18 protein-coding genes and 1 pseudogene are annotated in these 22,016 nt (G+C 69.3%); 10 read left to right on the top strand and 9 right to left on the bottom strand.

Annotation, left to right across the window (positions count from 1 at the left end; all coding sequences use genetic code 11):
- Positions 1-36 precede the first annotated feature (36 nt).
- The 3 genes and pseudogenes from A4R44_RS03440 (at position 37) to A4R44_RS03430 (ending at position 3,560) form a co-directional block, all read left to right on the top strand.
- Positions 37-1,541 (top strand): annotated as a pseudogene (locus A4R44_RS03440) (CoA-acylating methylmalonate-semialdehyde dehydrogenase).
- A 12-nt stretch (positions 1,542-1,553) separates the two neighbouring features.
- Positions 1,554-2,909 (top strand): aspartate aminotransferase family protein, encoded by a 1,356-nt coding sequence (locus tag A4R44_RS03435; RefSeq protein ID WP_067576276.1) that lies wholly within the window; start codon positions 1,554-1,556, stop codon positions 2,907-2,909.
- A 270-nt stretch (positions 2,910-3,179) separates the two neighbouring features.
- Positions 3,180-3,560 carry a MarR family winged helix-turn-helix transcriptional regulator gene (locus tag A4R44_RS03430; RefSeq protein WP_067576274.1) on the top strand — a complete coding sequence of 127 codons (381 nt, stop codon included), beginning with the start codon at positions 3,180-3,182 and terminating at the stop codon, positions 3,558-3,560.
- Between the two features lie 175 nt (positions 3,561-3,735).
- Here the strand turns inward: A4R44_RS03430 and A4R44_RS03425 are convergent, their stop codons facing one another.
- Together A4R44_RS03425 and A4R44_RS03420 are read right to left on the bottom strand one after the other, a co-directional pair.
- Positions 3,736-4,401, bottom strand: coding sequence for a response regulator transcription factor (locus A4R44_RS03425; RefSeq protein ID WP_067576272.1), 666 nt, complete (start codon positions 4,399-4,401; stop codon positions 3,736-3,738).
- Positions 4,402-5,580 (bottom strand): sensor histidine kinase, encoded by a 1,179-nt coding sequence (locus A4R44_RS03420; protein ID WP_067576269.1) that lies wholly within the window; start codon positions 5,578-5,580, stop codon positions 4,402-4,404.
- Between the two features lie 171 nt (positions 5,581-5,751).
- Here A4R44_RS03420 and A4R44_RS03415 point away from each other — a divergent pair, with 171 nt between their 5' ends.
- The gene (locus tag A4R44_RS03415; protein WP_067576267.1) at positions 5,752-5,982 is read left to right on the top strand and encodes a hypothetical protein; all 231 of its coding nucleotides are present in this window, start codon (positions 5,752-5,754) and stop codon (positions 5,980-5,982) included.
- Positions 5,983-5,995: 13 nt separating this feature from the next.
- Here A4R44_RS03415 and A4R44_RS03410 read toward each other — a convergent pair whose 3' ends face one another.
- Both A4R44_RS03410 and A4R44_RS03405 read right to left on the bottom strand, forming a co-directional pair.
- Positions 5,996-7,426 (bottom strand): APC family permease, encoded by a 1,431-nt coding sequence (locus A4R44_RS03410; protein ID WP_067576265.1) that lies wholly within the window; start codon positions 7,424-7,426, stop codon positions 5,996-5,998.
- Between the two features lie 552 nt (positions 7,427-7,978).
- The gene (locus tag A4R44_RS03405; protein ID WP_067576263.1) at positions 7,979-8,836 is read right to left on the bottom strand and encodes an alpha/beta fold hydrolase; all 858 of its coding nucleotides are present in this window, start codon (positions 8,834-8,836) and stop codon (positions 7,979-7,981) included.
- Positions 8,837-8,948: 112 nt separating this feature from the next.
- Here A4R44_RS03405 and A4R44_RS03400 point away from each other — a divergent pair, with 112 nt between their 5' ends.
- Positions 8,949-9,542 carry a TetR/AcrR family transcriptional regulator gene (locus A4R44_RS03400; protein ID WP_232791477.1) on the top strand — a complete coding sequence of 198 codons (594 nt, stop codon included), beginning with the start codon at positions 8,949-8,951 and terminating at the stop codon, positions 9,540-9,542.
- Here the strand turns inward: A4R44_RS03400 and A4R44_RS03395 are convergent.
- Positions 9,523-10,593, bottom strand: coding sequence for a DUF6670 family protein (locus A4R44_RS03395; protein ID WP_067576261.1), 1,071 nt, complete (start codon positions 10,591-10,593; stop codon positions 9,523-9,525). The genes A4R44_RS03400 and A4R44_RS03395 overlap by 20 nt on opposite strands.
- 68 nt (positions 10,594-10,661) lie before the next feature.
- Between A4R44_RS03395 and A4R44_RS03390 the strand changes: the two genes are divergently transcribed.
- Positions 10,662-12,212 (top strand): FAD-binding oxidoreductase, encoded by a 1,551-nt coding sequence (locus tag A4R44_RS03390; protein ID WP_067576260.1) that lies wholly within the window; start codon positions 10,662-10,664, stop codon positions 12,210-12,212.
- A gap of 4 nt (positions 12,213-12,216) precedes the next feature.
- Here A4R44_RS03390 and A4R44_RS03385 read toward each other — a convergent pair whose 3' ends face one another.
- From A4R44_RS03385 to A4R44_RS03375, 3 genes are all read right to left on the bottom strand, one after another.
- Positions 12,217-13,632, bottom strand: a complete 1,416-nt coding sequence (locus A4R44_RS03385; RefSeq protein WP_067576601.1) for an NAD(P)/FAD-dependent oxidoreductase — start codon at positions 13,630-13,632, stop codon at positions 12,217-12,219.
- Positions 13,629-15,413, bottom strand: a complete 1,785-nt coding sequence (locus A4R44_RS03380) for a DUF3556 domain-containing protein (RefSeq protein ID WP_067576257.1) — start codon at positions 15,411-15,413, stop codon at positions 13,629-13,631. Before A4R44_RS03380 ends, A4R44_RS03385 begins: the two co-directional genes overlap by 4 nt.
- Positions 15,414-15,487: 74 nt before the next feature.
- Positions 15,488-16,930 carry a class I adenylate-forming enzyme family protein gene (locus A4R44_RS03375; RefSeq protein ID WP_067576255.1) on the bottom strand — a complete coding sequence of 481 codons (1,443 nt, stop codon included), beginning with the start codon at positions 16,928-16,930 and terminating at the stop codon, positions 15,488-15,490.
- 189 nt (positions 16,931-17,119) lie between these two features.
- Between A4R44_RS03375 and A4R44_RS03370 the strand changes: the two genes are divergently transcribed.
- From A4R44_RS03370 to A4R44_RS03355, 4 genes are all read left to right on the top strand, one after another.
- Positions 17,120-18,361 carry a CdaR family transcriptional regulator gene (locus A4R44_RS03370; RefSeq protein WP_095213165.1) on the top strand — a complete coding sequence of 414 codons (1,242 nt, stop codon included), beginning with the start codon at positions 17,120-17,122 and terminating at the stop codon, positions 18,359-18,361.
- A 199-nt stretch (positions 18,362-18,560) separates the two neighbouring features.
- Positions 18,561-18,845: a hypothetical protein gene (locus A4R44_RS03365; RefSeq protein WP_067576595.1), complete on the top strand. Its 285-nt coding sequence runs from the start codon at positions 18,561-18,563 to the stop codon at positions 18,843-18,845.
- 60 nt (positions 18,846-18,905) lie between these two features.
- On the top strand, positions 18,906-19,658 hold the full coding sequence (locus A4R44_RS03360; RefSeq protein ID WP_067576253.1) for an SDR family NAD(P)-dependent oxidoreductase: 753 nt from the start codon (positions 18,906-18,908) through the stop codon (positions 19,656-19,658).
- Positions 19,659-20,349: 691 nt separating this feature from the next.
- A complete protein-coding gene (locus tag A4R44_RS03355; protein ID WP_067576251.1) occupies positions 20,350-21,207 on the top strand; it encodes a LysR family transcriptional regulator in 858 nt (285 codons plus the stop codon).
- Here the strand turns inward: A4R44_RS03355 and A4R44_RS47740 are convergent.
- Positions 21,161-21,595 (bottom strand): hypothetical protein, encoded by a 435-nt coding sequence (locus A4R44_RS47740; RefSeq protein ID WP_157904813.1) that lies wholly within the window; start codon positions 21,593-21,595, stop codon positions 21,161-21,163. The genes A4R44_RS03355 and A4R44_RS47740 overlap by 47 nt on opposite strands.
- Between the last annotated feature and the right edge of the window lie 421 nt (positions 21,596-22,016).

The raw sequence follows: 22,016 nt of genomic DNA, 5'->3' as shown, positions 1-22,016 counted from the left end.
CCTCAGAGGGCGAATACCAGGACGAAAGGTGGCTCGATGAGCGATTCCGTGCCGACGCTGTCCCAGTGGATCGCCGGCGGCGAGGCAGCAGGCTCGCCGGACGGCTACGGGGACGTCACGAACCCGGCGACCGGGAAGGTCACCGCGCGCGTGCCGCTCGGCTCGGCCGCGGACGCCGAGGCCGCGATCGCCGCCGCGAAGGCCGCGTTCCCCGTCTGGCGCAAGACCTCGCTGGCCAAGCGCAGCCGGGTGCTGTTCCGGTTCCGCGAACTGCTCGACGCGCGGTCGGGAGAACTCGCGAAGATCATCACCGCCGAGCACGGCAAGGTGCTGTCCGACGCGGCGGGCGAGGTCGCGCGCGGCCTGGAGGTCGTCGAGTTCGCCTGCGGGATCCCGCAGCTGCTCAAGGGCGCGGCGACGGCCAACGCGTCGACCGGCATCGACGTCACGACGNGCTGCGCGAACCGCTCGGTCCGGTCGCTGTCATCTCGCCGTTCAACTTTCCCGCCATGGTCCCGATGTGGTTCTTCCCGATCGCGATCGCGGCCGGGAACACCGTGGTGCTGAAGCCGTCGGAGAAGGTGCCGACCGCCGCGAACTGGCTCGCCGAGCTGTGGCGCGAAGCCGGTCTGCCCGAAGGCGTGTTCAACGTGCTGCACGGCGACAAGACCGCGGTCGACGCGCTGCTGCACAGCCCGGACATCGAGGCGGTTTCGTTCGTCGGCTCAACCCCGATCGCGCAGTACGTCTACGAGACCGGCACCGCGAACGGCAAGCGCGTCCAAGCGCTCGGCGGCGCGAAGAACCACCTGGTCGTGCTGCCCGACGCCGACCTCGACCTGGTCGCCGACCAGGCGGTCAGCGCTGGTTTCGGGTCCGCGGGCGAACGCTGCATGGCGGTGTCGGTGGTGGTCGCGGTGGGCGATGTCGCCGACGCGCTGGTGCCGCGGATCGCCGACCGCGCGAAGACGCTGGTGACCGGCGACGGCACCCGCTCCTGCGACATGGGCCCGCTGGTCACCGCCGCGGCGAAGGACCGGGTCTCCGGCTACATCGCGGCAGGTGCGGAGGCTGGCGCGACGCTGGTCCTGGACGGCCGGGAAGGCGAATTCGACGCGGACGGCGAAGGATTCTTCGTCGGCCCCACCGTGTTCGACCACGTCCGCCCGGACATGCCGATCTACACCGACGAGATCTTCGGCCCGGTCCTTTCGGTCGTGCGGGTGGAAACGTTCGCCGAGGCGATCGAACTAATCAACGCCGGACCGTACGGCAACGGCGCGGCGATCTTCACCAACGACGGCGGCGCGGCCCGCCGGTTCTCCGCCGACGTCGAGGCGGGCATGGTCGGCGTGAATGTGCCGGTGCCGGTCCCGGTGGCCTACCACTCGTTCGGCGGCCGCAAGAACTCGCTGTTCGGCGACACCCACGCGCACGGCGGCGAGGGCGTGCACTTCTTCACCCGCGCCAAGGTCGTCACCACCCGCTGGCCGGGCCCCGAACAGGGTGGCCTCGACCTCGGTTTCCCGCGGAACGTCTGAGAGGGATCAGCGATGGACACTCAGTCGGCAGCAGCCCGGCACCTGTGGATGCACTTCTCCCGCATGGGAAATTACCCGGACTCGCCGGTCCCGGTGATCACCCGCGGCGAGGGCGTGCACGTGTGGGACGACCGCGGCCGCAAGATTCTCGACGGGCTGGCCGGGCTTTTCGTCGTGCAGGCCGGACACGGCCGCCGCGAACTCGCAGACGTCGCCGCACAGCAGGCGAACGAGCTGGCCTACTTCCCGATTTGGGGCTATGCCACGAAACCCGCGGCGGAACTGGCCGAACGGCTCGCGCACCTCGCGCCGGGCGACCTCAACCGCGTCTTCTTCGCCACCGGCGGCGGCGAAGCGGTCGAGTCCGCGTGGAAGGTCGCGAAGCAGTACTTCAAGCTGACCGGAAAACCCGGCAAGCACAAGGTGATCAGCCGCGCGGTGGCCTACCACGGCACCCCGCACGGCGCGCTCGCGATCACCGGGCTGCCCGCGATGAAGAAGGACTTCGAACCGCTGGCACCGGGCGGGTTCCGGGTGCCGAACACCAACCTGTACCGGCATCCGGAGTTCGCCGGCGACCTCGAAGCATTCGGCGCCTGGGCCGCGGACCGGATCGAGGAAGCGATCCGGTTCGAGGGCGCGGACACGGTCGCCGCGGTCGTGCTCGAACCGGTGCAGAACTCCGGCGGCTGCCTCACGCCGCCGCCCGGGTACTTCGAGCGGGTGCGGGAAATCTGCGACCGGCACGACGTGCTGCTGGTCGCCGACGAGGTGATCTGCGCCTTCGGCAGGCACGGCGCGACCTTCGCCAGCGAGAAGTTCGGCCTCCAGCCGGACCTGCTGACCTGCGCCAAGGGCCTCAGTTCCGGCTACAGCCCGATCGCCGCGCTGATCGCGTCGGACCGGGTGATGGAGCCGTTCCTCGGCGCGAAGGTCGCCTTCCCGCACGGGTACACCTTCGGCGGGCATCCGGTGTCGGCCGCGGTCGCCCTCGCGAACCTCGACCTGATGGAACGCGAGGGCCTCAACCAGCGTGTACTGGACAACCAGGACGCGTTCCGCTCGACCCTGGACAAGCTGCTGGACCTGCCGATCGTCGGCGACGTCCGCGGCGACGGGTACTTCTGGGCGGTCGAACTGGTCAAGGACAAGGCGACCCGGGAGACGTTCGACGCCGACGAGCGGGAACGCCTCGTCCGCGGCTTCCTGCCGGGCGCGCTGTTCGAACGCGGCCTCTACTGCCGTCCGGACGACCGGGGCGACGTAGTCGTCCAGTTCGCCCCGCCGCTGATCGCGGGGCAGGCGGAGTTCGACCAGATCGAGCAAATCCTGCGAGACACGCTGCTCGAAGCGCAAAAACTCGTCTGAGCCACCTGGCGAGGGAGGNCGAGGGAGGAGGCCGGGACCGGGTGGTCCCGGCCTTCTTCCGGGCCGTCGCTGACCATGGTGACAAGGAGTCCACGAGGCGACGCGCATGCCCGAGCACGAACCCGGCCTCGACCGCCGGCTGGCCGACGCCGTCGAACGGCTCGGGAACGGCCTGCGCGCACTGTCCCAGCGCAGCGCCCGCGCTCAAGGCCATTCGCCGCTGCAACAACAAGCAGTGCTGTCCCTTTCCGGTCAGCCGGCACGCCGACGATGTCCGACGCGGTCAGCGCCCTGGAACGCAAGGGACTCCTCATCCGCTCGCCAGGTTCGGACGGACGCCGCCGCCTGCTCGCCCTGACCGACCGCGGTTTCCAGGTCTCCGCCGAGTTGTCGGCGTGGGACGAACAGCTGGTGGCCGCGCTGCCGGAGCCGGACCGGGCCACGACGCTGCACACGCTGTTGCGGGTGATCGCGGACCTGCAGCGCAGCGGCGCGATCAGCGTCGCCCGGGTGTGCACGACCTGCCGGTTCTTCGGGCCGGACGAGCACCCCGGCCCGAAGGCCCCGCACCACTGCCACTTGATGCGGAAACCCTTGGCACTGACCGAATTGCGCACAGACTGCCCAGAACACGCGCAGGCAACGGCCTGACCTCCTTGCACGCCTCGTGGAGCAGGTTGCCGGGCTGGTCGAGACCGCACCGGAGCGCGAAGGTGATGCGCTGTGGCCAACAGCGCAAATTACCGGATAAAGATTCCGTTCACGCCAATTTCGGCACCATCTCGGAATACGCGCGTCGAAGCTGTCCGGCACTGCGGATTTCTGGTTATCCCTCGCTGTCGCGCACTACGAGCGCGATCTGCACCCGGTTCACCACGCCGAGCTTCGCGAACAGGCTGCTCGTGTGCGCCTTCACCGTCGCCACGCTGATGTGCAGCCGCGCGCCCACCTCGGCGTTCGACAGCCCTTCCGCGATCGCCCGCGCGGTGTCCCGTTCGCGTTCGGTCAACGCGGCCAGCCGCGCCAGTGCCGCCTCCCGCGCGGCACTCCGGGTCGCCGACGACTGCGGACCCATCGCCGCGGTGATCAACCGGCTGGTGGCGGCCGGGGACAGCGCGGGGTCCCCGTCGGCGACCGCGCGCACCGCGGCCAGGATGTCCGGCGGCGGGGTGTCCTTGAGCACAAACCCGAGCGCGCCGGCGCGCAGCGCGCCGAGCACCATCTCGTCGGAATCGAACGTGGTCAGCACCAGGATCCGCGGTGGGTCCGGCCAGCTGAGGATCGCCTCGGTCGCGCTCAGCCCGTCACGACCGGGCATCCGCACGTCCATCAGCACGACGTCCGGCCGCAGCCTGCGGACCTCGGCGATCGCGGCGTCGCCGTCCGCGGCCTCGCCCGCGACCTCCAGGTCGGCTTCGCCGTCGAGCATGAGCCGCAACGACATCCGTACCAGCTGATCGTCGTCGACGATCACGACCCGCACCCGGTCCACTCACTCGCTCCCTTCGCCGCGGGCAGGCCATGGCAGCCACGCGGTCAGCACGAACCCGCCGTCCGGGTCCGCGTAATGGTCCAGTTCACCACCGGCGAGCCCGACCCGCTCGGAAAGCCCCAGCAACCCGAACCCGGCCGAAGGCGGCGGCGGCCCGCTCTTCGCCGCGCCGGAATCCCGCACCGTCACGCGCAGCCCCTCGCCCTCCCCGCCCGCAACGGTGACGCACACTTCAGTGCCAGGCGCGTGTTTTCCGGCATTGGTCAGTCCTTCTTGGACGATCCGGTACGCCGTGCGCGCGAGCAGATCCGGCGGTGTCCCGACCGACTCCGGGGTATAGCCGACATTGACCCCGAGCGCCCGAGCGTCAGCGACCAACGCGGGCAGATTCGCGAGCGACGGCTGCGGCGGCTCAAGCCCGCCCGGACTGGCCCGCAGGACCCCGAGCACCTCGCGCAGTTCCTCCAGCGCCTGATGCGCGCCGTCAGCGATTCCCCTGGCCAGCAGCGACACCTGCTCCGGTGGCAGATCGGTGCGATGCCCCAGCACCCCTGCCTGCATCGCGACCAGCGAAACCCGATGCGCGAGGACGTCGTGCATCTCGCGCGCGATCCGGTGCCGCTCGACAATCCGCGCCTCGGCCGCCCGCGCGACCTGCTCGCGTTCCGCGCTCTCCGCACGTTCCCGCAGCGACTGCAACTCCTCGCGCCGCGCCCCGATCGCCGCCCCGACCGCCACGACGATGCCGGTGATGAGCACGATGAACAAAATAGAGAACCACCACGGGTCCGGATCGGAACCGCGCGGGTAGAGCCCTTCGGTGACCGCCGCGGTAGCGACGCACGCCACCCCCATGAAGGTGGTCTCAAGCGGCCGGCGCCGAGTGGCGAGCGACCCGAGCACGAGCAGCGCGGCTCCCCCGGCGGAGGCCGACACCGCCGAGACGATCACCACCCCGGTCGCGACCGAGAGCGGATACTTCCGCCGCCACATCGACGCGACCAGGCAGCCGAGCCCGATGACCGGGTCGCCGAAAATGAGCCACCCGATCCGCGGGTCGTCGGATCCCTCCGGCAGCTGGGAGGCGACCGCCAGCCAGGCGAGCACGCCGAGCAGGGCGGCCACGACCAGCCGCCACCCCTGCTGCCACGGTTTGAGCTTGACCTGCGAAACGACCACGAGCCCATCTTCGCCGATCCGCCCCCGCCGTGCAGCCGCCCGCGGCACACTCCGCACCTGGACCAAAGTAGTAACCCTCGACTTTGGTCGACCCAGGTCCGCTCCGCAGGTCCGATGCGCGTCGTGGCCGCGACCCACACACTGAGACCATCGCGAACTCAGGGAGAGCACATGAGCAAGGGCGGCTACTCAGCAGTGCAGATCGCCGGAATGGTGATCACCGTCGTATCCGCACAGGCCGCGATCCGCAGTTTCTTCGACCACGACGCGCGTCAATTGTGGGGCGCGCTCGACTGGATCCCCGGCGGCTGGGGCGGACAGCTGGCCGCCCTGGTGGTGCTGACCCTCGCCGGAATGGTCCTCGCCGGCTGGGCCCACGACCGCGCCAAGGCGAAAAGCTGAGTCCACCGCGGACTCAATGCACTTCCGGCCCGAGCGCCGCATAAGTCTCCGGACGCTTCCGTCGCAGATATTCCGCCATCGCCAGCCCCGCGACAATCAGGATCGGCAGCAGCCAAGGCAACAACCCGATCCATGCCGCGTCGGATCCGGCCATCGTCGGAAAATTCAGGACCGCCAGCACAATCACCCCGATCAGTCCCGCCCCGCCAAGCCCCGGTGCGGCAAACGTGCTCCACCAATGCGGGTCCCGCCGCTGCCGGAAGAACACCACCACCGCGATCGACGCCATCGCCTGCAGCACGAGGATCGCCAGCGTCCCGAACCCCGTCATCGACGACGTCAGAAACGCGACCGGATCGAGCCCGAGCACCGCGAAGATCGCCGCGACGACCGTAGCGAACCCGATCTGCGCGGCACTGGCATTACGCGGCGTACCAGAAACCGTACGCCCCAACGCCTTCGGCAGCACACCGTCCCGAGCAAGCGCGTAGATGTACCGGCTCGCCGAGTTGTGCAACGCCAGCAACGCGGCGAACAGACTCACCACGAGCAGCAATTGCATGACATCGGTAAGCACGGTCCCGAGAACGTCCTGCGAGGTAGCAAGAAGCAGGTCGCCCGCCGCAAGATGATCCTGCGCCACGGATTTCGCGTTCCCCACGCCGATCGCACTGACCAGCGCAAGCGAAGTAACCGCGGCGAACACCCCAATCGCAATCACCGCGATATACGTAGCGCGCGGCACCGACTTGTTCGGGTCGCGCGCTTCCTCGCTGAACAAAGCGGTCGCCTCGAATCCGATGAAACACGTGGCAGCGAACAACAACCCAAGCCCAATCGACCCGGACGTGACGACGGCAGGCGACAACGCACTGAGCGAATACCCGGACTTCACGAGCACCGCGACATCGAACACGACCAGAATGCTGACCTCGAGAATCAGCGACACCGCAAGCACCTTCGCCGACACGTCCACCCCACGACGACTCAGCAAAAACACCGCGACGACCGACAGCGCGGCCCAAAACTCCCACGGCAAGTCCAAGTGAAAGACCCGGTTGACCACGCCCCCCGTCAACGCCCCGGAGGTCCCCACCGCCCCCGCGACGAAACAGTTGTACCCAGCCAACGCCACAAACGCCCCGGAAAGCCCCGCCGGACGCCCTAGCGCCGCGGTAAGATAGGCATAGAACCCGCCAGCGTTCGACACGTACCGGCTCATCCGCGCGTACCCGACACCGAACAACAGCAACACAATCCCGGCGATCAGGAACGACGCAGGCATTCCGCCGCCATTGCCCAGCGCGATCCCGAGCCCCGCGATCACCACCATCCCGGTCAACGGCGCGACCGCAGCGAGCACGAGAAACGCAATCCCGCCAGTGCCAAGCGCATTAGCGCGAAGCTGCCCTCCGACAGCCTCCGATGTCGACTGCTGTGCCATCCAGGCCTCCCGATCCGCTCCAGGGCGCCCGTTGCCCCGCGGCGTCCCAGTGTGCTTGCTCAGCGGCCGATGGCCTTGTCGTCGCAGGCAGAGGTCTTGCCAATCCGCGCACCCCCGCTCCAGCCGAGGTCCGTGAGGCAGACTCTGATTCCCCCAGGGTTCCCTTCACGATCCGCCCACGGTCCGTGAGGGACCCCTCACGACCCGCCCGCCACCATCCGCCGGAATGCCCCGCAACCGCGAACCCACCCGCGACGGCCACGCACCCAAGCCGCGCATCCACCCGCCACGGCCACCCACCCAAGCCACGCACCCACCCGCCACGGCCACGCCCAACCAATCCCACCAACAAACCCGCAGCCGACGCACCCGACGATCGAGGCACCCAGCCCCTCCCCCACACCCCGATCCGAAGCCTCCCTGCGGTTCGGGGGTGCTTGTCAAGGCATCTTTCCCGCCTTGACAAGCACCCCCGAACCGTCAGCACACTCAGGGCTTCGGGGTGCCCCACGCCAAGACCACGGGCGATGTCGCCCCCAGGCGACGAGCCGATCACCCCAAAACCTCCCGCAACCGGCCAGCAAACGCCTCCGGCTCCCCCGCATACCCATGCTCCCCGCCAAGAAACCCCCCGTGATGACTGGGAAACACAGTCACCCCAGACCCAACCCGAGCAGCAATCGCCCGAACAGTCCGCCCAGTAAACGTATCCCCGGTCTCCTCCCCCACCGCGAACACGACCCGAGTCGAAGCATTCCGCAACGCGGCGACATCCGGCACATAGTCAATAACCGGCCGAGACCGCTCAGACAACAACGGATCATCCCGCTTGCCGTCATCCTCCGCAGGCATCCCGAACTGCCCCGGCTCGGCAACCGGCTGCGCGAAGTACTCCTCAGTGAACTCCCCGGCCCAACTGGTCAGCGCGATGAACGCAGCCATCCCGTACCCCCAGCCCCGGGCCAGGTACACGGCAGTCATCGCATCGCAGGCCCGCTTGGCCGCCTCGACATCCGGCAACGCCGCGATCGCTGGCGGCTCATGCGCCACCAACGTCACGACATCCTCGGGATGCTTCGCGACCAACGCCATCGCGGTAACCGCCCCGCCACTGCTGGCGAACAGGTCGACCGGTCCGACCCCGAGGGCCTCGACCACCGCGTGCACGTCCCCAGCCTGAACCTCAGGCCGATTCTCCGTAAGACCGTCAGACCGCGTACTGCGCCCAATCCCCCGCGGGTCATAGGTAACCACCGTTCGATCCGGAAAGAACGACAGCAGCGTAGTGAACCCGCTGGCGTCCATCGGCTGCCCGATCATCATCAACGGGCGAGACCCCTCCCCGAGCGGCTGGTGGTGCACGTCGTAAACGATGTCCGCACCGTCAACCACAAGATGATGAGCAGACACAGCGACCTTCCCCTGCCTCGTGAAACCCGTTCAAGCAGCCTACCGGTCACCCGGCATGAAAGTCCACAATGGACCAAAGCACCCCGCGATCCTCATCAGCTATGCTGAAGACGTGGCGAATTCGGCAGGCAGCAAAGGAATGCCGCGTCCCGAGCGGGAGCGGCTGATCCTCGACGCCGCCGTCCAGGAGTTCGGCACCCAGGGCTACGCCCACGCCTCAGTAGCCGCCATCGCCGGCCGGGCGGAGATTTCCAAACCGCTGGTGTACGGCTACTTCGAGTCCAAGGACGGCCTCTACCTGGCCTGCCTCCACCGAGGCGCGGCCCCGCTCGTCGACGCCGTCACCGAAGCCCAAACCGGCACCGGCCTGACCCGCGCCCTCGGCACCCTGGAAGCGATCTTCCGCACCCTGGAACCCCGCCGCCTTGACTGGGCCGTCCTCTGGGACCCGACGCTGCCCCCACGCTCGGCAGTGGACGAAGCAGCCCGCGCCTACCGCCGCAAACTCTCCGTGCTCGGCGCGGAAGGCACCCAGGAAGCCTTGGCCTCAGCCGGTTTCGCCGATCCCGCCGATGCCTCGCTGTTCGCCCGCATCTGGTACGGCGCGGTCGCCGCCACTGTCAACTGGTGGCTCGAACACCCCGAGGAACCCGCCGAAACCACTACCCAGCGCTGCGCCCGCATCCTCACCTCCCTGCGCGGCTGATCTCGCAGTCCACCCACTCGAAGTATCCGCTTCCCGACACCGGCCGCCCCCGGAACGCGCCGGAATACGTGTAAGCACCGACGTAACCGCGCCCATGGCCGTACCGCAGCGGACTGTCCACCACCGCCTCCAGCGTCACGACCTCCTCCGCACCATCCCGCACCGTCCACCGGAACCGCTCCGGGACGCGCATCTTCCGCCCCCGCGGATCGACCTGCGGCTCGGCCCGATGCTCCACCTCGACCCGCACATCCCGGAACACCGCCGCGGCACCGTCGAGCGTGCGCAGGTGCGCGAGCCGGCAAGCCGTCGCCCCGGCCGCGCGAACATCGGTGAGCAACAGCTGCGTCCGGTCATCGAGATTGATGATCTGATAGGTGAAGAAGTCAATCGGCAGCTTGAACCGCCGCGGCAGCGGCGAACGCCGAAGTGCTTGCGGGGAAAGGGATCGCGCGTACTCAACGGTGCAGAGACCGCCGATTTCAGTCTCACCGGTGTCGTCAGTGATCATCCCGGTGAAGGTGGCGAGAAGGCTCAAGTGGTCGTAAGCCGGATTGCGCACAAACCACGAGACCTGCGGCGTCGCGGTGATCGCCAGGTCCGCCGAGAACCCGTCGTACCGCGCGTGCACCTGATACGACGGGTGCGCTGCTTCGATAGCCAGATCCGAATCCCACTCCAGCCGAGAACCGTCGTCGGCGAAACGGCATTCCGTACGGGAATCGTAGGCCTGGTAGTGATGATGCCCGGGTGCGGCAGTGGACGAGAGAACGGTCGTGGTGCGGCGGGCGTCCGAGGTCGCGAGGTAGTCGTTGTCGAAACAGACCGCGCCGGTGCTGCCGATCAGGGTCATGGTGTTGAGGTAGCGGTGCGGCCGCGGCAGTTCCGGCACGAAAATGCCGTAATGCGTCCACGCCCAGGTCCGCGAGCCCGGATGCGGCCGCAGCAGGCCGGGCCGGTCGAACGGCTTCACGGACTCCTCGATCCGCTGGTCGAAGCGAGGAAACACCTTGTTCACCACGAACGGCGCGGCAGCGGTCAGCACGCTCATCTTTCCTCCTCAATGATTATTACCCTAGAGTAAGTTACCTTAGAGTCAATTCGGAAGGGAGCAGACGGATGACACGGTCCTGGTGGGGTTGGGGCGACCTCGAGGAAGCACTGACCGCCGAAGAGACCGAAGCGCTGGTCGCCCGCACGGCCGCCTTCCTGCCCGCCCACGACTTCACCGACCACGCTCCGCCCTCGCCGGACGACCTGCCGGTGCCGCCGTCCCGGCTCCGCCCGCCCGCCGCGCTGGCCCGGCTGTGCTCGACCGACCCGGCCGACCGGCTGTCGCACGCACGCGGCAAGGCGTTCCGCGACGTCGTGCGGAATCTGGAAGGGCGGGTCGAAGCGGTGCCGGACGTCGTCGCGCGCCCGGAGTCCGAGCAGGACGTGCTCGACCTCCTGCATTGGTGCTCGACCGGCGGCACGCCGGTAATCCCGTACGGCGGCGGCAGTTCCGTCGTCGGCGGCATCGAACCGCGGTTCCCCGCCCCCGCGGTGTCACTGGACCTCGGCCGCCTCGACCAGGTCGTGGAGATCGACCGGACGAGCCGCGCCGCGCGGATCCAGGCCGGGGTGTACGGGCCGGCGCTCGAAAACCAGCTCCGCCCGCACGGGCTGACGTTGCGGCACTACCCCCAGTCGTTCACGCACTCCACGCTCGGCGGCTGGCTGGCGACCCGCGCCGGCGGCCACTTCGCCACGTTGGCCACGCACATCGACGACCTCGTCGAATCGCTGCGCGTCGTGACCCCGGCCGGTGTCAGCGAGTCGCGACGGCTGCCCGGTTCGGGGGCCGGGCCATCCCCGGATCGGATGTTCCTCGGCTCGGAAGGCACTCTCGGCGTGATCACCGAAGCCTGGATGCGCCTGCAAGAACGCCCGCAGTGGCAAGTGAAAGCATCAATCAGCTTCGCCCGCTACTCCGACGCGGTGCGAGCGACCCGGGCCATCGCCCAGTCCGGCCTGTACCCGGCGAACTGCCGGCTCCTCGACGCCGCGGAAGCGTTCCTCAACACCGGCGTCCAGGCAGACGGCTTGCTGTTGCTCGCGTTCGAGTCCGCCGACCATCCGGTGGACGCCTGGCTGGACCGCGCGCTCGAACTGACCGCGGACCACGGCGGCACCGTCACCGCCCGCCGCGGCGAGTCCGGTTCGGCCTGGCGGTCGGCGTTCCTGCGGATGCCCTACCAGCGCGACGCCCTCGCCCGCCGGTCGATGGTGGTGGAGACCTTCGAGACCGCCTGCACCTGGGACGCGTTCGAGTCCCTGCACGAAGCGGTCACGACGGCCGCGAACGCGGCGATCGCCGAGATCTGCGGCGCGGGCGTGGTGACCTGCCGGTTCACCCACGTGTACCCGGACGGCCCCGCGCCGTACTACGGCATTTACGCGACCGGTCGCTGGGGCAGCACCGTCGCGCAGTGGGACGAGCTGAAAACCGCGGTATCCGAAGCGATCCTGGCCAACGGCGGCACGATCACGCACCATCACTCGGTCGGCCGCGACCACCGCCCGTGGTACGACCGGCAGCGCCCGGACCCGTTCGCCGCCGCCCTCTCCGCGGCGAAAGACGCCCTCGACCCGGCCGGGATCCTGAACCCGGGCGTCCTTCTCCGCTGACCCGTCACCGCCGCAGATACCGCAACGCCCGCGCCGCCGCGTGGCTGCCGCACATCCCGTGCGCACCCGGCCCCGGCGGCGTGGCCGCGGAACACACGAAATGCCCGGGGACACCCATATCGTAGGGCTGCAACGTCGTCCGCGGACCGAAGACGAGCTGCCGTGTGTCTTTCGCCCCGGTGAGGATGTTGCCGCCGACGAAATTCGGGTTCCCCGCGGCGAATTCCGCCGACGAGGTCGTCACCGAACCAATGACCCGATCCCGGAAGCCCGGTGCGAACCGTTCGATCTGCGCGGTGATCGCCTCGGTGGCGTCACCAGCGTATCCGTGCGGCACATGCGCGTACGCCCACACCGGATGCACATCTCCGACCGAACGCGACGGGTCAGCCAGATACTGCTGTCCTAGCAGCACAAACGGCCGCTCCGGCATCCGTCCATTGTGTACTTCGCGTTCACCGGCAGCGATCTCCGCCGCCGATCCTCCCAAATGGACGGTCCCAGCGGCGCGCGCTTCCGGCGACCGCCACGGAATCCCGCCCTGTACCGCGAAGTCCACTTTGAACGCGCCGGGACCGTAGCGAAACCGCTCGTACGCCCGCCGGATCCGCGGCGGCAACCGGTCGCCGAGCACCTGCGCGAGAGTGTCCGGTCCGACGTCCCACACCACCACGTCCGCCCGCGGCAGCCGCGAAACCGACTCCACTCGCACGCCGGTCTCGATCTTCCCGCCGAAATCGGCGACCAGCGCGGCCAAGGCGTCGCTGATCGCCCGCGACCCGCCCTCCGCGACCGCCCAGCCGTGCCGGTGACCAGCGGTAATGATGCCGAGCCCGATCGCCGACGACAGTGGGCGGTCGAGCGGACGGAACGCGTGCGCCGCGACCCCGAGCCACAGCGCGCGGGCCTGTTCGGTACCGAAGCAGCGGGCCAGCACGGTCGCCGGAGCGACTGTCGGCAGACCGAACCGGCCCAGCAGCAACGGATGTTTCGGCACTCGCAGCAGCGGCCCGAGGATGTCCTCGCTCAGCGCGTCGTAGTTGCGCGCGGGCGAAGAAAAGAGCGCCGACCAGCGACGTTCGTCCGGGCCGAGCCCGGCGGCGGTGCCGGAGACCGAGCGGCGCAGAACACCGGCGGTGCCGTCGTCGAGCGGGTGCACGCAGTCGATCTCCGGCAGCTGCCAGCGCAGGCCGTACTGGTCGAGCCCGAGGTCGGTCAGCACCGGGGAGCCGACCGCCATCGGATGCGTCGCGGAGCAGTGGTCGTGCCGCAGGCCGGGGACGATCGCCTCGGAGGTGCGGGTGCCGCCGCCGATCTCGCCGGCGGCCTCCAGCACCGTCACGTCGACCCCGGCGCGAGCCAGCACGGCCGCCGCGGCGAGCCCGTTGGGTCCGCTGCCGACCACCACCGCGGTGGTCATGCCAGCACGCTGCTCGTCGCCGCCGGGCTCGCGGTCCAGGTGACGGTGAGCGGAATCGGGCCGTTCGGCAGCCACGGCTGTTCGTCGACCGCGTCGGCCACCGTCCAGTGGCCACGCTCGATCACCCCCAGCGCCGCGTCAATCACCTGGTAATGCTGCACCTTCGAGTGAATCGCCTGCGACTCGACCCACACCACGATCCACTCGCCGGGCGCGAACCCGACGCGCTTCTGCACCGCGTTGACGAAGTCGAGGTTGTGCAGGTGCCCGTCGCCGAAGTTGAACCCGATGATCGAGTTGCAGCCGAACTCTCCCTCGCGCACAGTCCGCGTTTCGAGATCCGGCAGGTTCTTCGCGAGCACCGAGAACAACCCGCGGCCCTGGCTGTGCATCGACCGCCACGCGATGGTCTGCTGCATGGTGATCTCGGCGATTTCCGCCGGGTAGCCCATCTCCTGCAACTGGTCGACCTGGTTTTTCGTCGGCCGGTGCGGCAACGTGTTCAGCTTCGCCTCGGCACCTGGCGCGAACGCCCACAGCGCCGACGCCCAGTTCCCCGCGTACTGCCGCATCGACGGCAGGAACGACACCAGATCCGGGCGCAGATTGCCCAGGATCGGGAAGAACAGCAGCGCGGCCGCGATCACGACGGCCAGCCAGCCCGGCATCAGGTCGCCGACGCCGTACCCATCGCTGGCCGGGAAGCCGAGGAACAGGAAGATCGCGAGGTAGCCGAAGAGAATGTTCCACTCCAGCGGCACCGCCAGCGGGAACGTGGACGTGATGAACAGGTGGAACACCACCATCAGCGCGACCCCGGCGAGCGTCACCCAGTGATTGGTGGAGAACAGCAGCACCAGCGGCGTGATGATTTCCACCGTCGTCCCGCCGACGTGCGCCATGAACGACGCGAGCTTCGACGGGCGGATGTCGGCCGGGAAATTCCGGTAATGCGCGCGCTTCAGCCATTTGAACGGAACACACGGACTGTTGGACACCATCGGCGGCACCACATTCGTGAAGTGCTTGCCGAACTTCGAGACGCCCGCGCCGATCCAGACAATGCAGATCAGCAGTTTCGCGGCGATGATCATGGTCACGAACGGCAGGAAGGCGAAGAACACCAATGCGGGCAGATACTGTTCACCGCGAGCGGCGAGAAAAATTGTCTTGTCCCGCAGGCCGTTCAGCACGTACAGCACGATCGGCGCGATCAGCAATGCCGGGCGCACGAGTCCCGAGGTGTTGCCGGGCAGCGCGGCCGACAGTGCGGCGTCCTGGACACCGGGAAGCACGATCGCGGTCAGCAGCGTGGCGAGGAAAGCCAGGTACAGCAGCACGTCGAAGCCGTTCCGCCGGTCACCCGCGGTGAACGGCACGCGCTTCCACGGCCGCAGCCGGATCGTGCCGGGCCGCGCCCAGAACAGGATCCCGCCGGTCATCGGCTTGAACTTGCCCGCGATCGGGCCCCAGGAACCGGCGACGCCGAACGCTTCCAGGAAGACCGTCCACAGCACGAGCTTTTGGTAAACCACTGGCTCGTGCCACCACGCGGCCACGTCCCAGAACGGGCCGGCACCGGACGTCGAGGTCGCCAGCGCGACCCCGGCCAGCACGTAGAGGAAAACCAGCTTCACCACGTACGTCGCCGGAATCATCTTGGGCGAGCCGAATCCGAACTGGACCCAGTGCAGTGCGAGCGCCTTGGTTCGTTCGAACAGTGGCTTCCGCAGGAAGGTTTCCGGATCGACCGGGGGAAAGTCCCCTGTCTTGAACCCCATTGTTCTCCGCCTTTCTCCGGGCAGCATCGACCGGGCCCGCAGCCGCGGGCACGGATTTGTCGTGCAGAATCGGATCAGCCGGCCGCGGCGAGTTCCCGGCGCAGCGCGGGTTTGTCGATCTTGCCGACCGGGTTCCGCGGCAGCGCGGGCACGATGCCGATCCGCGCCGGCACCTTGACCCGCGTCAGCCGGACCCGGCAGTGCTCAAGCAGTTCGGCCTCGCTCACGACCGCGCCCGGGTACAGCGTCACGGTCGCCACTGGCACTTCGCCGAGCACCGGATGCGGCGCGCCGACCACCGCGGCTTCCAGCACCGCCGGGTGTGCGTGCAGTGCGTTCTCGATCTCCTTGGGGTAGAGGTTCTCCCCGCCCCGGATGATCATGTCCTTGATGCGGTCGACCAGGACGAGATAGCCGTCCTCGTCGAACCGCCCGACGTCGCCGGTGTGCAGCCAGCCCTCGACGATCGTCGCGGCGGTCGCCTCGGGCCGGTTGAGGTAGCCGCGCATCACGTTCGGGCCGCGGACCACGACCTCGCCGGGACCGTCGGTCACCAGCCGACCCCGCGAGTCCATCAGCGCGACTTCCTGTCCGGGCAGCGGACGCCCGACCGTCCCCGGTTTACGCGGCCCGGCCAGCGGGTTCAGCGTCGAAGCACAGCTTCCCTCAGACAGCCCATAGCCCTCGACGACCACCACGCCGAACCGTTCCTCGACGCGCCGGATCAGCCCGGCGGGCATCGGCGCGGCCCCGCAGACCACCAGCCGCAGCGACGAGGTGTCCGGCCGCACGGTGTCCGGGAGACCCGCTAGCCGAGCGTAAATCGCTGGTACGGCGGAGAAATACGTCGGACGGACGCGTTCGATCGTGTCGAAGAAGTCATCGGCGCGGAATCTCGCGGTGATCGTCGAGCGGCCACCGGCGAGCAGCGGCGCGAGCACGCTGACCACGATTCCGTTGACGTGGAACAGCGGCAGGACCAGCAAACTGTGGTCTGCCGGTCCGAGTCCGAGCGCGTCGACGATCATCGCGGTCATCGCCCGCACGTTGCCGTGGTCGAGCACCACGCCTTTCGGCTGTCCGGTGGTGCCGCTGGTGTAGATGAGCAACGCGACCGCGTGGTCGTCGCCTGCCACCGGACGCTCGTCGGGAACGGCGGTCGCCAGTTCCTCGATCCGCATCGTCACCAGGCCCGAATCACCTTGTCCCACCACGACTTTCGCCCGTGCGTCGGCGATCTGGAACGAGGCTTCGCCGTCGGTCAGCTCCGGGTTCACCGGCGTGACCGCGGCACCGAGGCGCCAGGCAGCGAACAACACCACCGCGAACTCGACGCGATTCGGCAACCAGACCGCGACGACGTCGCCCGCGCCGACCCCTCGGGCCCGCAACGCGGCCGCCGCGCCGCGCACTCGCACCGCGAAACCGGCGTTGCCGAGTTCGCTGTGTTCGTCAGCGAGGCAGGGCCGGTTCGGGTTTCGCCGGGCCCGTTCTTCAGGCAGCGCCGCGAGGTGCATCGTCGAAGTCCTTTCCCAGGGCGGCTCAGGTGGGAAATGACGGTAAGGACGGGCCGTGACCCAAGCCATAGGCCGCAGAACCGAAGGCTCCGCCGGTTGTTGTGCCGGGGTCACAACCGCCCGCACCGAGGGAGTGAACGACGCCGCTCGCCTGTCGCCGGGGGCGGTCCGGTGGTTACCCTGACCGCCATGTCCGACGCCGTCGACGCCGTCGTGGCCGAGATCGCGCACGCCATCGACGCCGACCTCCCCGCCCGCACCGCCGAGCTCACCGACTGGTTCGTCGAGATGATCCCGGAGTTCCGGCACGACGAGACGGTCCGCAAGCTCATGATCGCCAGCACGTCGGCGAATCTGGTCGCGATCCTCGACATGCTGTCGCATTCCATCCCGCTCGACCGGATCACCGTCCCGCCCGCCGCGGCCGAGTACGCGCGCCGGTTCGCCCAGCACGAGCTGTCGCTGGAAGCACTGCTGCGCGCCTACCGGCTCGGCGAGCACCGGTTCGAGCAATGGGCGATCGAGGCACTGGGACGGCAGCCGAACATCGACACCCGGCTCGCGCTCGGCGTGCTCGCCGAACTGTCGCGCCGCACCAACCGCTACATCGACCAGGTCATCGAGGGTCTGATCGACATCTTCGAAACCGAACGCCGGCGCTGGAGCAGCCGCACCGGAGCCGCGCGGGCCGCGCAGATCCGGCTGGTGCTCGATTCGGACACGCTGACCGAGGACGCGGCACAGCAGCTGCTCGCCTTCCCGATGCGGCAGTGGCACTGCGCGGCGGTCGCGTGGCTGCCCGCCGAGGGCGCGGGAGAACTGCAGGCCGCGGCCCGGTTGCTCCAGGAGGTGTGCGGACGAGGTCCAGCGCTCACCATGCTGGCCGACGACCGCACGCTGTGGAGCTGGACGGTCAGCACGGAACGTGACGACATCGAGGTCGAACGCCTCCGCTCCGGCGTGGCAGCCATCGGCGGCGGCCTGCGACTGGCCCTGGGCGCGCCCGGCTACGGGCTGGCCGGGTTCCGCGGTTCCCTGCGCGAGGCGGTCCGGGCACGAGCGGTCGCGGAGACCGACGAGGACCAGAGCCAAAACGTGGTGCGGTTCGACGACGTCGCGATCGCCGCCCTGCTCACCGAACAGTCCGACGACGTCTACCGCTGGATCACGCGAGTCCTCGGAGACCTCGTCGCCGACGATCCCGGCACCGAGCAGCTGCGCGAGACGCTGCGAGTCTTCCTCGACACCGACGGCAGCTACACGCACGCCGCCGCCCGGCTGCACCTGCACAAGAACACCGTTCACTATCGCGTCCGCAAGGCCGAGGAACTGTGCGGACGGCCGCTCGCCGAACACCGGCTGGAAGTGGAAGTCGCCCTGCGTGCGGCCACTTTGCTGCGCAAGCGGCTGCCGTGGAACGAGCCCGGCTGATCCGTCAGTCCATTGTGGATCTTTTGCCTTCGCGCGGCGCCGTGTTAGCCTGTCGCCGTGCTGCGCCTCATGATGTCCGAGCGACTCGTAACCCGGCGCGCCGGCTGAACCAGGCTGCCGGCGCGCGATGCCGGTATGCGGTTTTTTGCTTCGGGACCTGGCCCTCTTTTCCCGCCAGACCTTCTTCCCGGAGTACGCCATGTCCTTGAGCACCTTTTCCTCCGCCCCCTACACCTCCGGCCCGGCCATGCTGGTCCGCCGCCGGATCGCGACGTACTTCGTCGGCGGCATCGACCAGATCCCCGCCTTGGTCGCGACGCTGACCCAGCACGGGAAGCTGATCCACGAGCTGTCCGTCGACGTCCGCGAGGGAGTCCGGGAGAGCAGCATGGTCAGCACCGTCCTGGTCAGCCCCGACGCGCTCGACGCCCTGCTGGACGCGCTGCGGGCCCTTTCGTCGGTCGTCTCCGCGGAACTGGCCTGATTCGGCCCGTCACGTGGCCTGGCGGCAGACTGGGGTCCCCACCAGTGAAAGGCACCCCCCATGCGATTGGCGGACAAGATCGCCCTGATCACCGGCGCTTCGAGCGGAATGGGCAGGGCAGCCGCCCAAACCTTCGCCCGCGAAGGCGCGACGGTCGTCGTCACCGACGTCGAAGACGCTGACGGCACCGCCGTGGCCGAGGAAATCCGCGCCAACGGCGGCCAGGCCGAATACCGCCGCCTGGACGTCACCGGCGAAGCTTCCTGGACCGCCGCGATCGCCGACGTCCTGGACCGGCACGGACGACTCGACGTGCTGGTCAACAACGCCGGCATCAGCGGCACCTTCGACCCAGACCTGACCAGCACGGCGTTTTATGATCGGCTGCTGCAAGTCAACGCCCGCGGAGTGTTCCTGGGCATCAAGCACGGTGCGGCGGCGATGTCCGGCCGAGGCGGAGGTTCGATCGTGAACCTCACGTCGATCTCGGCGTCCATCGGGCAGGTCGGCGTCCATCTGGGATACGCCGCCTCGAAGGGCGCGATCAAGGCGATGACGACCACCGCGTCCGTCCACTATGCGAGCGAAGGCATCCGAGTCAACGCGGTGGCACCCGGTCTGCTGCCACCGATGCGAACCTCTCGCGGCTCCACCGATCCGGTGTGGCGAGCGAAGCAGGTCGAGGGCGTCCCGATGGGGCGGACTGGGGAGGTACAGGAGGTCGCGGATGTGATCCTGTTCCTGGCTTCCGCGGAATCCTCGTACGTGACCGGGGTGGAGATCCTCGCTGACGGGGGTTACACGGCCCAGTAGACGTTTTCGGGCGCGCTGGGGCCCCTGCGGATCTCGGCGGCAGTCCCGGCTCGCTGGGGGTGGCATCGTGACGCCGTCAGCCCTCTGTCTCGTGCCGACTCCCGCTCGACCTTGGCTCCCCTGCTCCGGTGGCCGCTAGCCCCTCGGACACCCACCGCCGCGCGCCGACTCCCGCTGCCGCTCGGTCCGGATTCCCTGGTCCGTCCTCGGGATTCGGCTCTCCGGCACTCACCACCTCCCGCCAGCCGCAGCGGACTCGTCGACGCCCTGACTCGCCCTGGCCACCATCGGAGCCGGCGCTGTGATCGCTGCGAACCCTCCGCCCCGCGCCAACTCCGCCGGCCGCGGTCACTGCCAGCCCTCCGCCCCGCGCCAACTCCGCCAGCCGCGGCCACTACCGGCCCTCCACCTCGCGCCAACTCCGCCGGCCGCGGTCACTACCAACCCCGCTGCGCACCAACTCCACCAGCCACGGCCACTGCCGGCCCTCCGCCCCGCACCAGCTCCACCAGCCGCGGTCACTACCGGCCCCGCCGCGCACCAACTCCACCAGCCGAGCCCTGCGCGCCCGCCCCTGCCCACCATCGAACTCTGCTGCTGTGACCCCCTCTGCCTCAATCAGCCGTCACCGACCGGCGCGCGCGGTACGTTCACCGGGCCACCGCCCGGTGGCGAGACGGAGGCGAAGCCGGTGGAACTGAGGCAGGTCGAACACTTCCTGGCTGTGGTCCGGCGCGGCAACTTCACGCGCGCCGCCCAGGACGTGCACGTCGTGCAGTCCGCTCTCAGCGCGTCCATCCGGAAGCTGGAAACCGGCCTCGGCGCAGAACTGTTCGACCGCACCACCCGCCGGGTCACTCTCACCCCGGCGGGCGAGGCCCTGCTCCCGCTGGCCCGCCAAATCGCCGCGGACGTCGACTCCGCCCGAGGCGAGGTAGCCGCGGTGGCCGGCCTCGCGCGCGGCCGGGTGTCGATCGGGACCATCCAGACCCTGACCGTCGTCGACCTGCCCGCGAAGCTGGGCGAATTCCGCGCCCGCTACCCGGGAATCCGGCTGCGCGTCCGGGAAGGCACCATCCCCGGACTGACCGCCGCGGTGTCCGACGGCGAACTGGATCTGTCCTATGTGGGCGGTCCGCTGCCGGAGGAGCTGGCCGAATTCGCCAGCTGGCAGCAGAACCTGGTCCTGCTCACCCACCCCGGACATCGTCTGTCGGCCCGCCGCCGAGTCCGGCTCGCGGAACTGGACGGCGAGCCTTTCGTGGATTTCACCGGCAGCGGCCTGCAAGCCTTAGTCGACCGAGCCTTCACCGAGGCTGGCGTCCGTCGTGATCAGGTCTGCGAGGCGACAACCGTCCCGCTGCTGGTCGACCTGGTCGCGGCAGGCCTAGGCGTCACCGTGCTCCCAGAGCAGGTCGCCGCCCGGTCCGGACTGCCGTTCGCCCGCCTCACCCAGCCGACGCTGGCCCGCACCATCTCCCTGACCGGCCGCTCGGCAAACCTCACCAACCCGGCGGCACGGGCGCTGCTGGCCCATCTTCTCGCCTGACCCCGCGCACCGGCGCGAGCACCAGCGCGAACCCGGCCAAACCCAACGCCAGCGCGACGGTCGTCAGCCCGGTAATCCCGGCGACAAACGCCAATGCGAACGCCCTGCCGCCAAGCCGCCGCAGCAACCGGACAACATCCCGAGCAGCTCCGTCAGCCGACCCGACCCCGGTTGCCGGGTTGAGGTCGGCCATCAAGCCGCCGGTCGCAGGCTCGGCGGCAGCCGCCACTTCGACATCTACCGCAGGCTCGACACCGACCACTGGATTGACGCAGGCCACCGGGTTGACGCAGGCCGCCCGCCAGGCGCTCGCCACCGACTCAACGCCACCCGACGGGTCGTCATCGGCCGCCAAACCGACGTTGCCCGCAGGCTCGGCACCAGCCACCGGTTCGACGTCGGCCGCAGGCTCAACGCCAGACGCTGACCCGACGTCGGCAGCAAGCCCGGCGCTAGCCACAGACCTGGCACCCGCCCCAAGCCCAGCGCTAGCCACAGACTCGGCACCGGCCGCAGACTCGACGCTCACCGCCGGGTCGTCGCCGACTGCCGACTCGTCGCGCGCCACCTCATTGACGCTGGCCGCCGTGCAATCGCCTACCGGATCGACGGCAGCGTCCTCCGGTGCGCTCCCACGCTCGACCGTCGCGCCGAGGGCAGCGCCGTCCGGTGCGCTCCCACGAGCGTCCAGGCCTCCCTCACCGTCCAGGCCAGTTTCGGCGTCGGCGGACCGGTCCGCCGACACGTCACCGTCGAGGTGCCGGTCTTCGCTTTGTCCGGAGTTCTCGGCGGAATCGCCAGACGCAGAC

The sequence above is a fragment of the Amycolatopsis sp. M39 genome (assembly GCF_001651785.1).
Classification (GTDB): Bacteria; Actinomycetota; Actinomycetes; order Mycobacteriales; family Pseudonocardiaceae; genus Amycolatopsis; species Amycolatopsis rubida.
The sequence above is the reverse complement of the archived record's forward strand: the minus strand, read 5'-3'. Positions and strand labels throughout refer to the sequence as shown.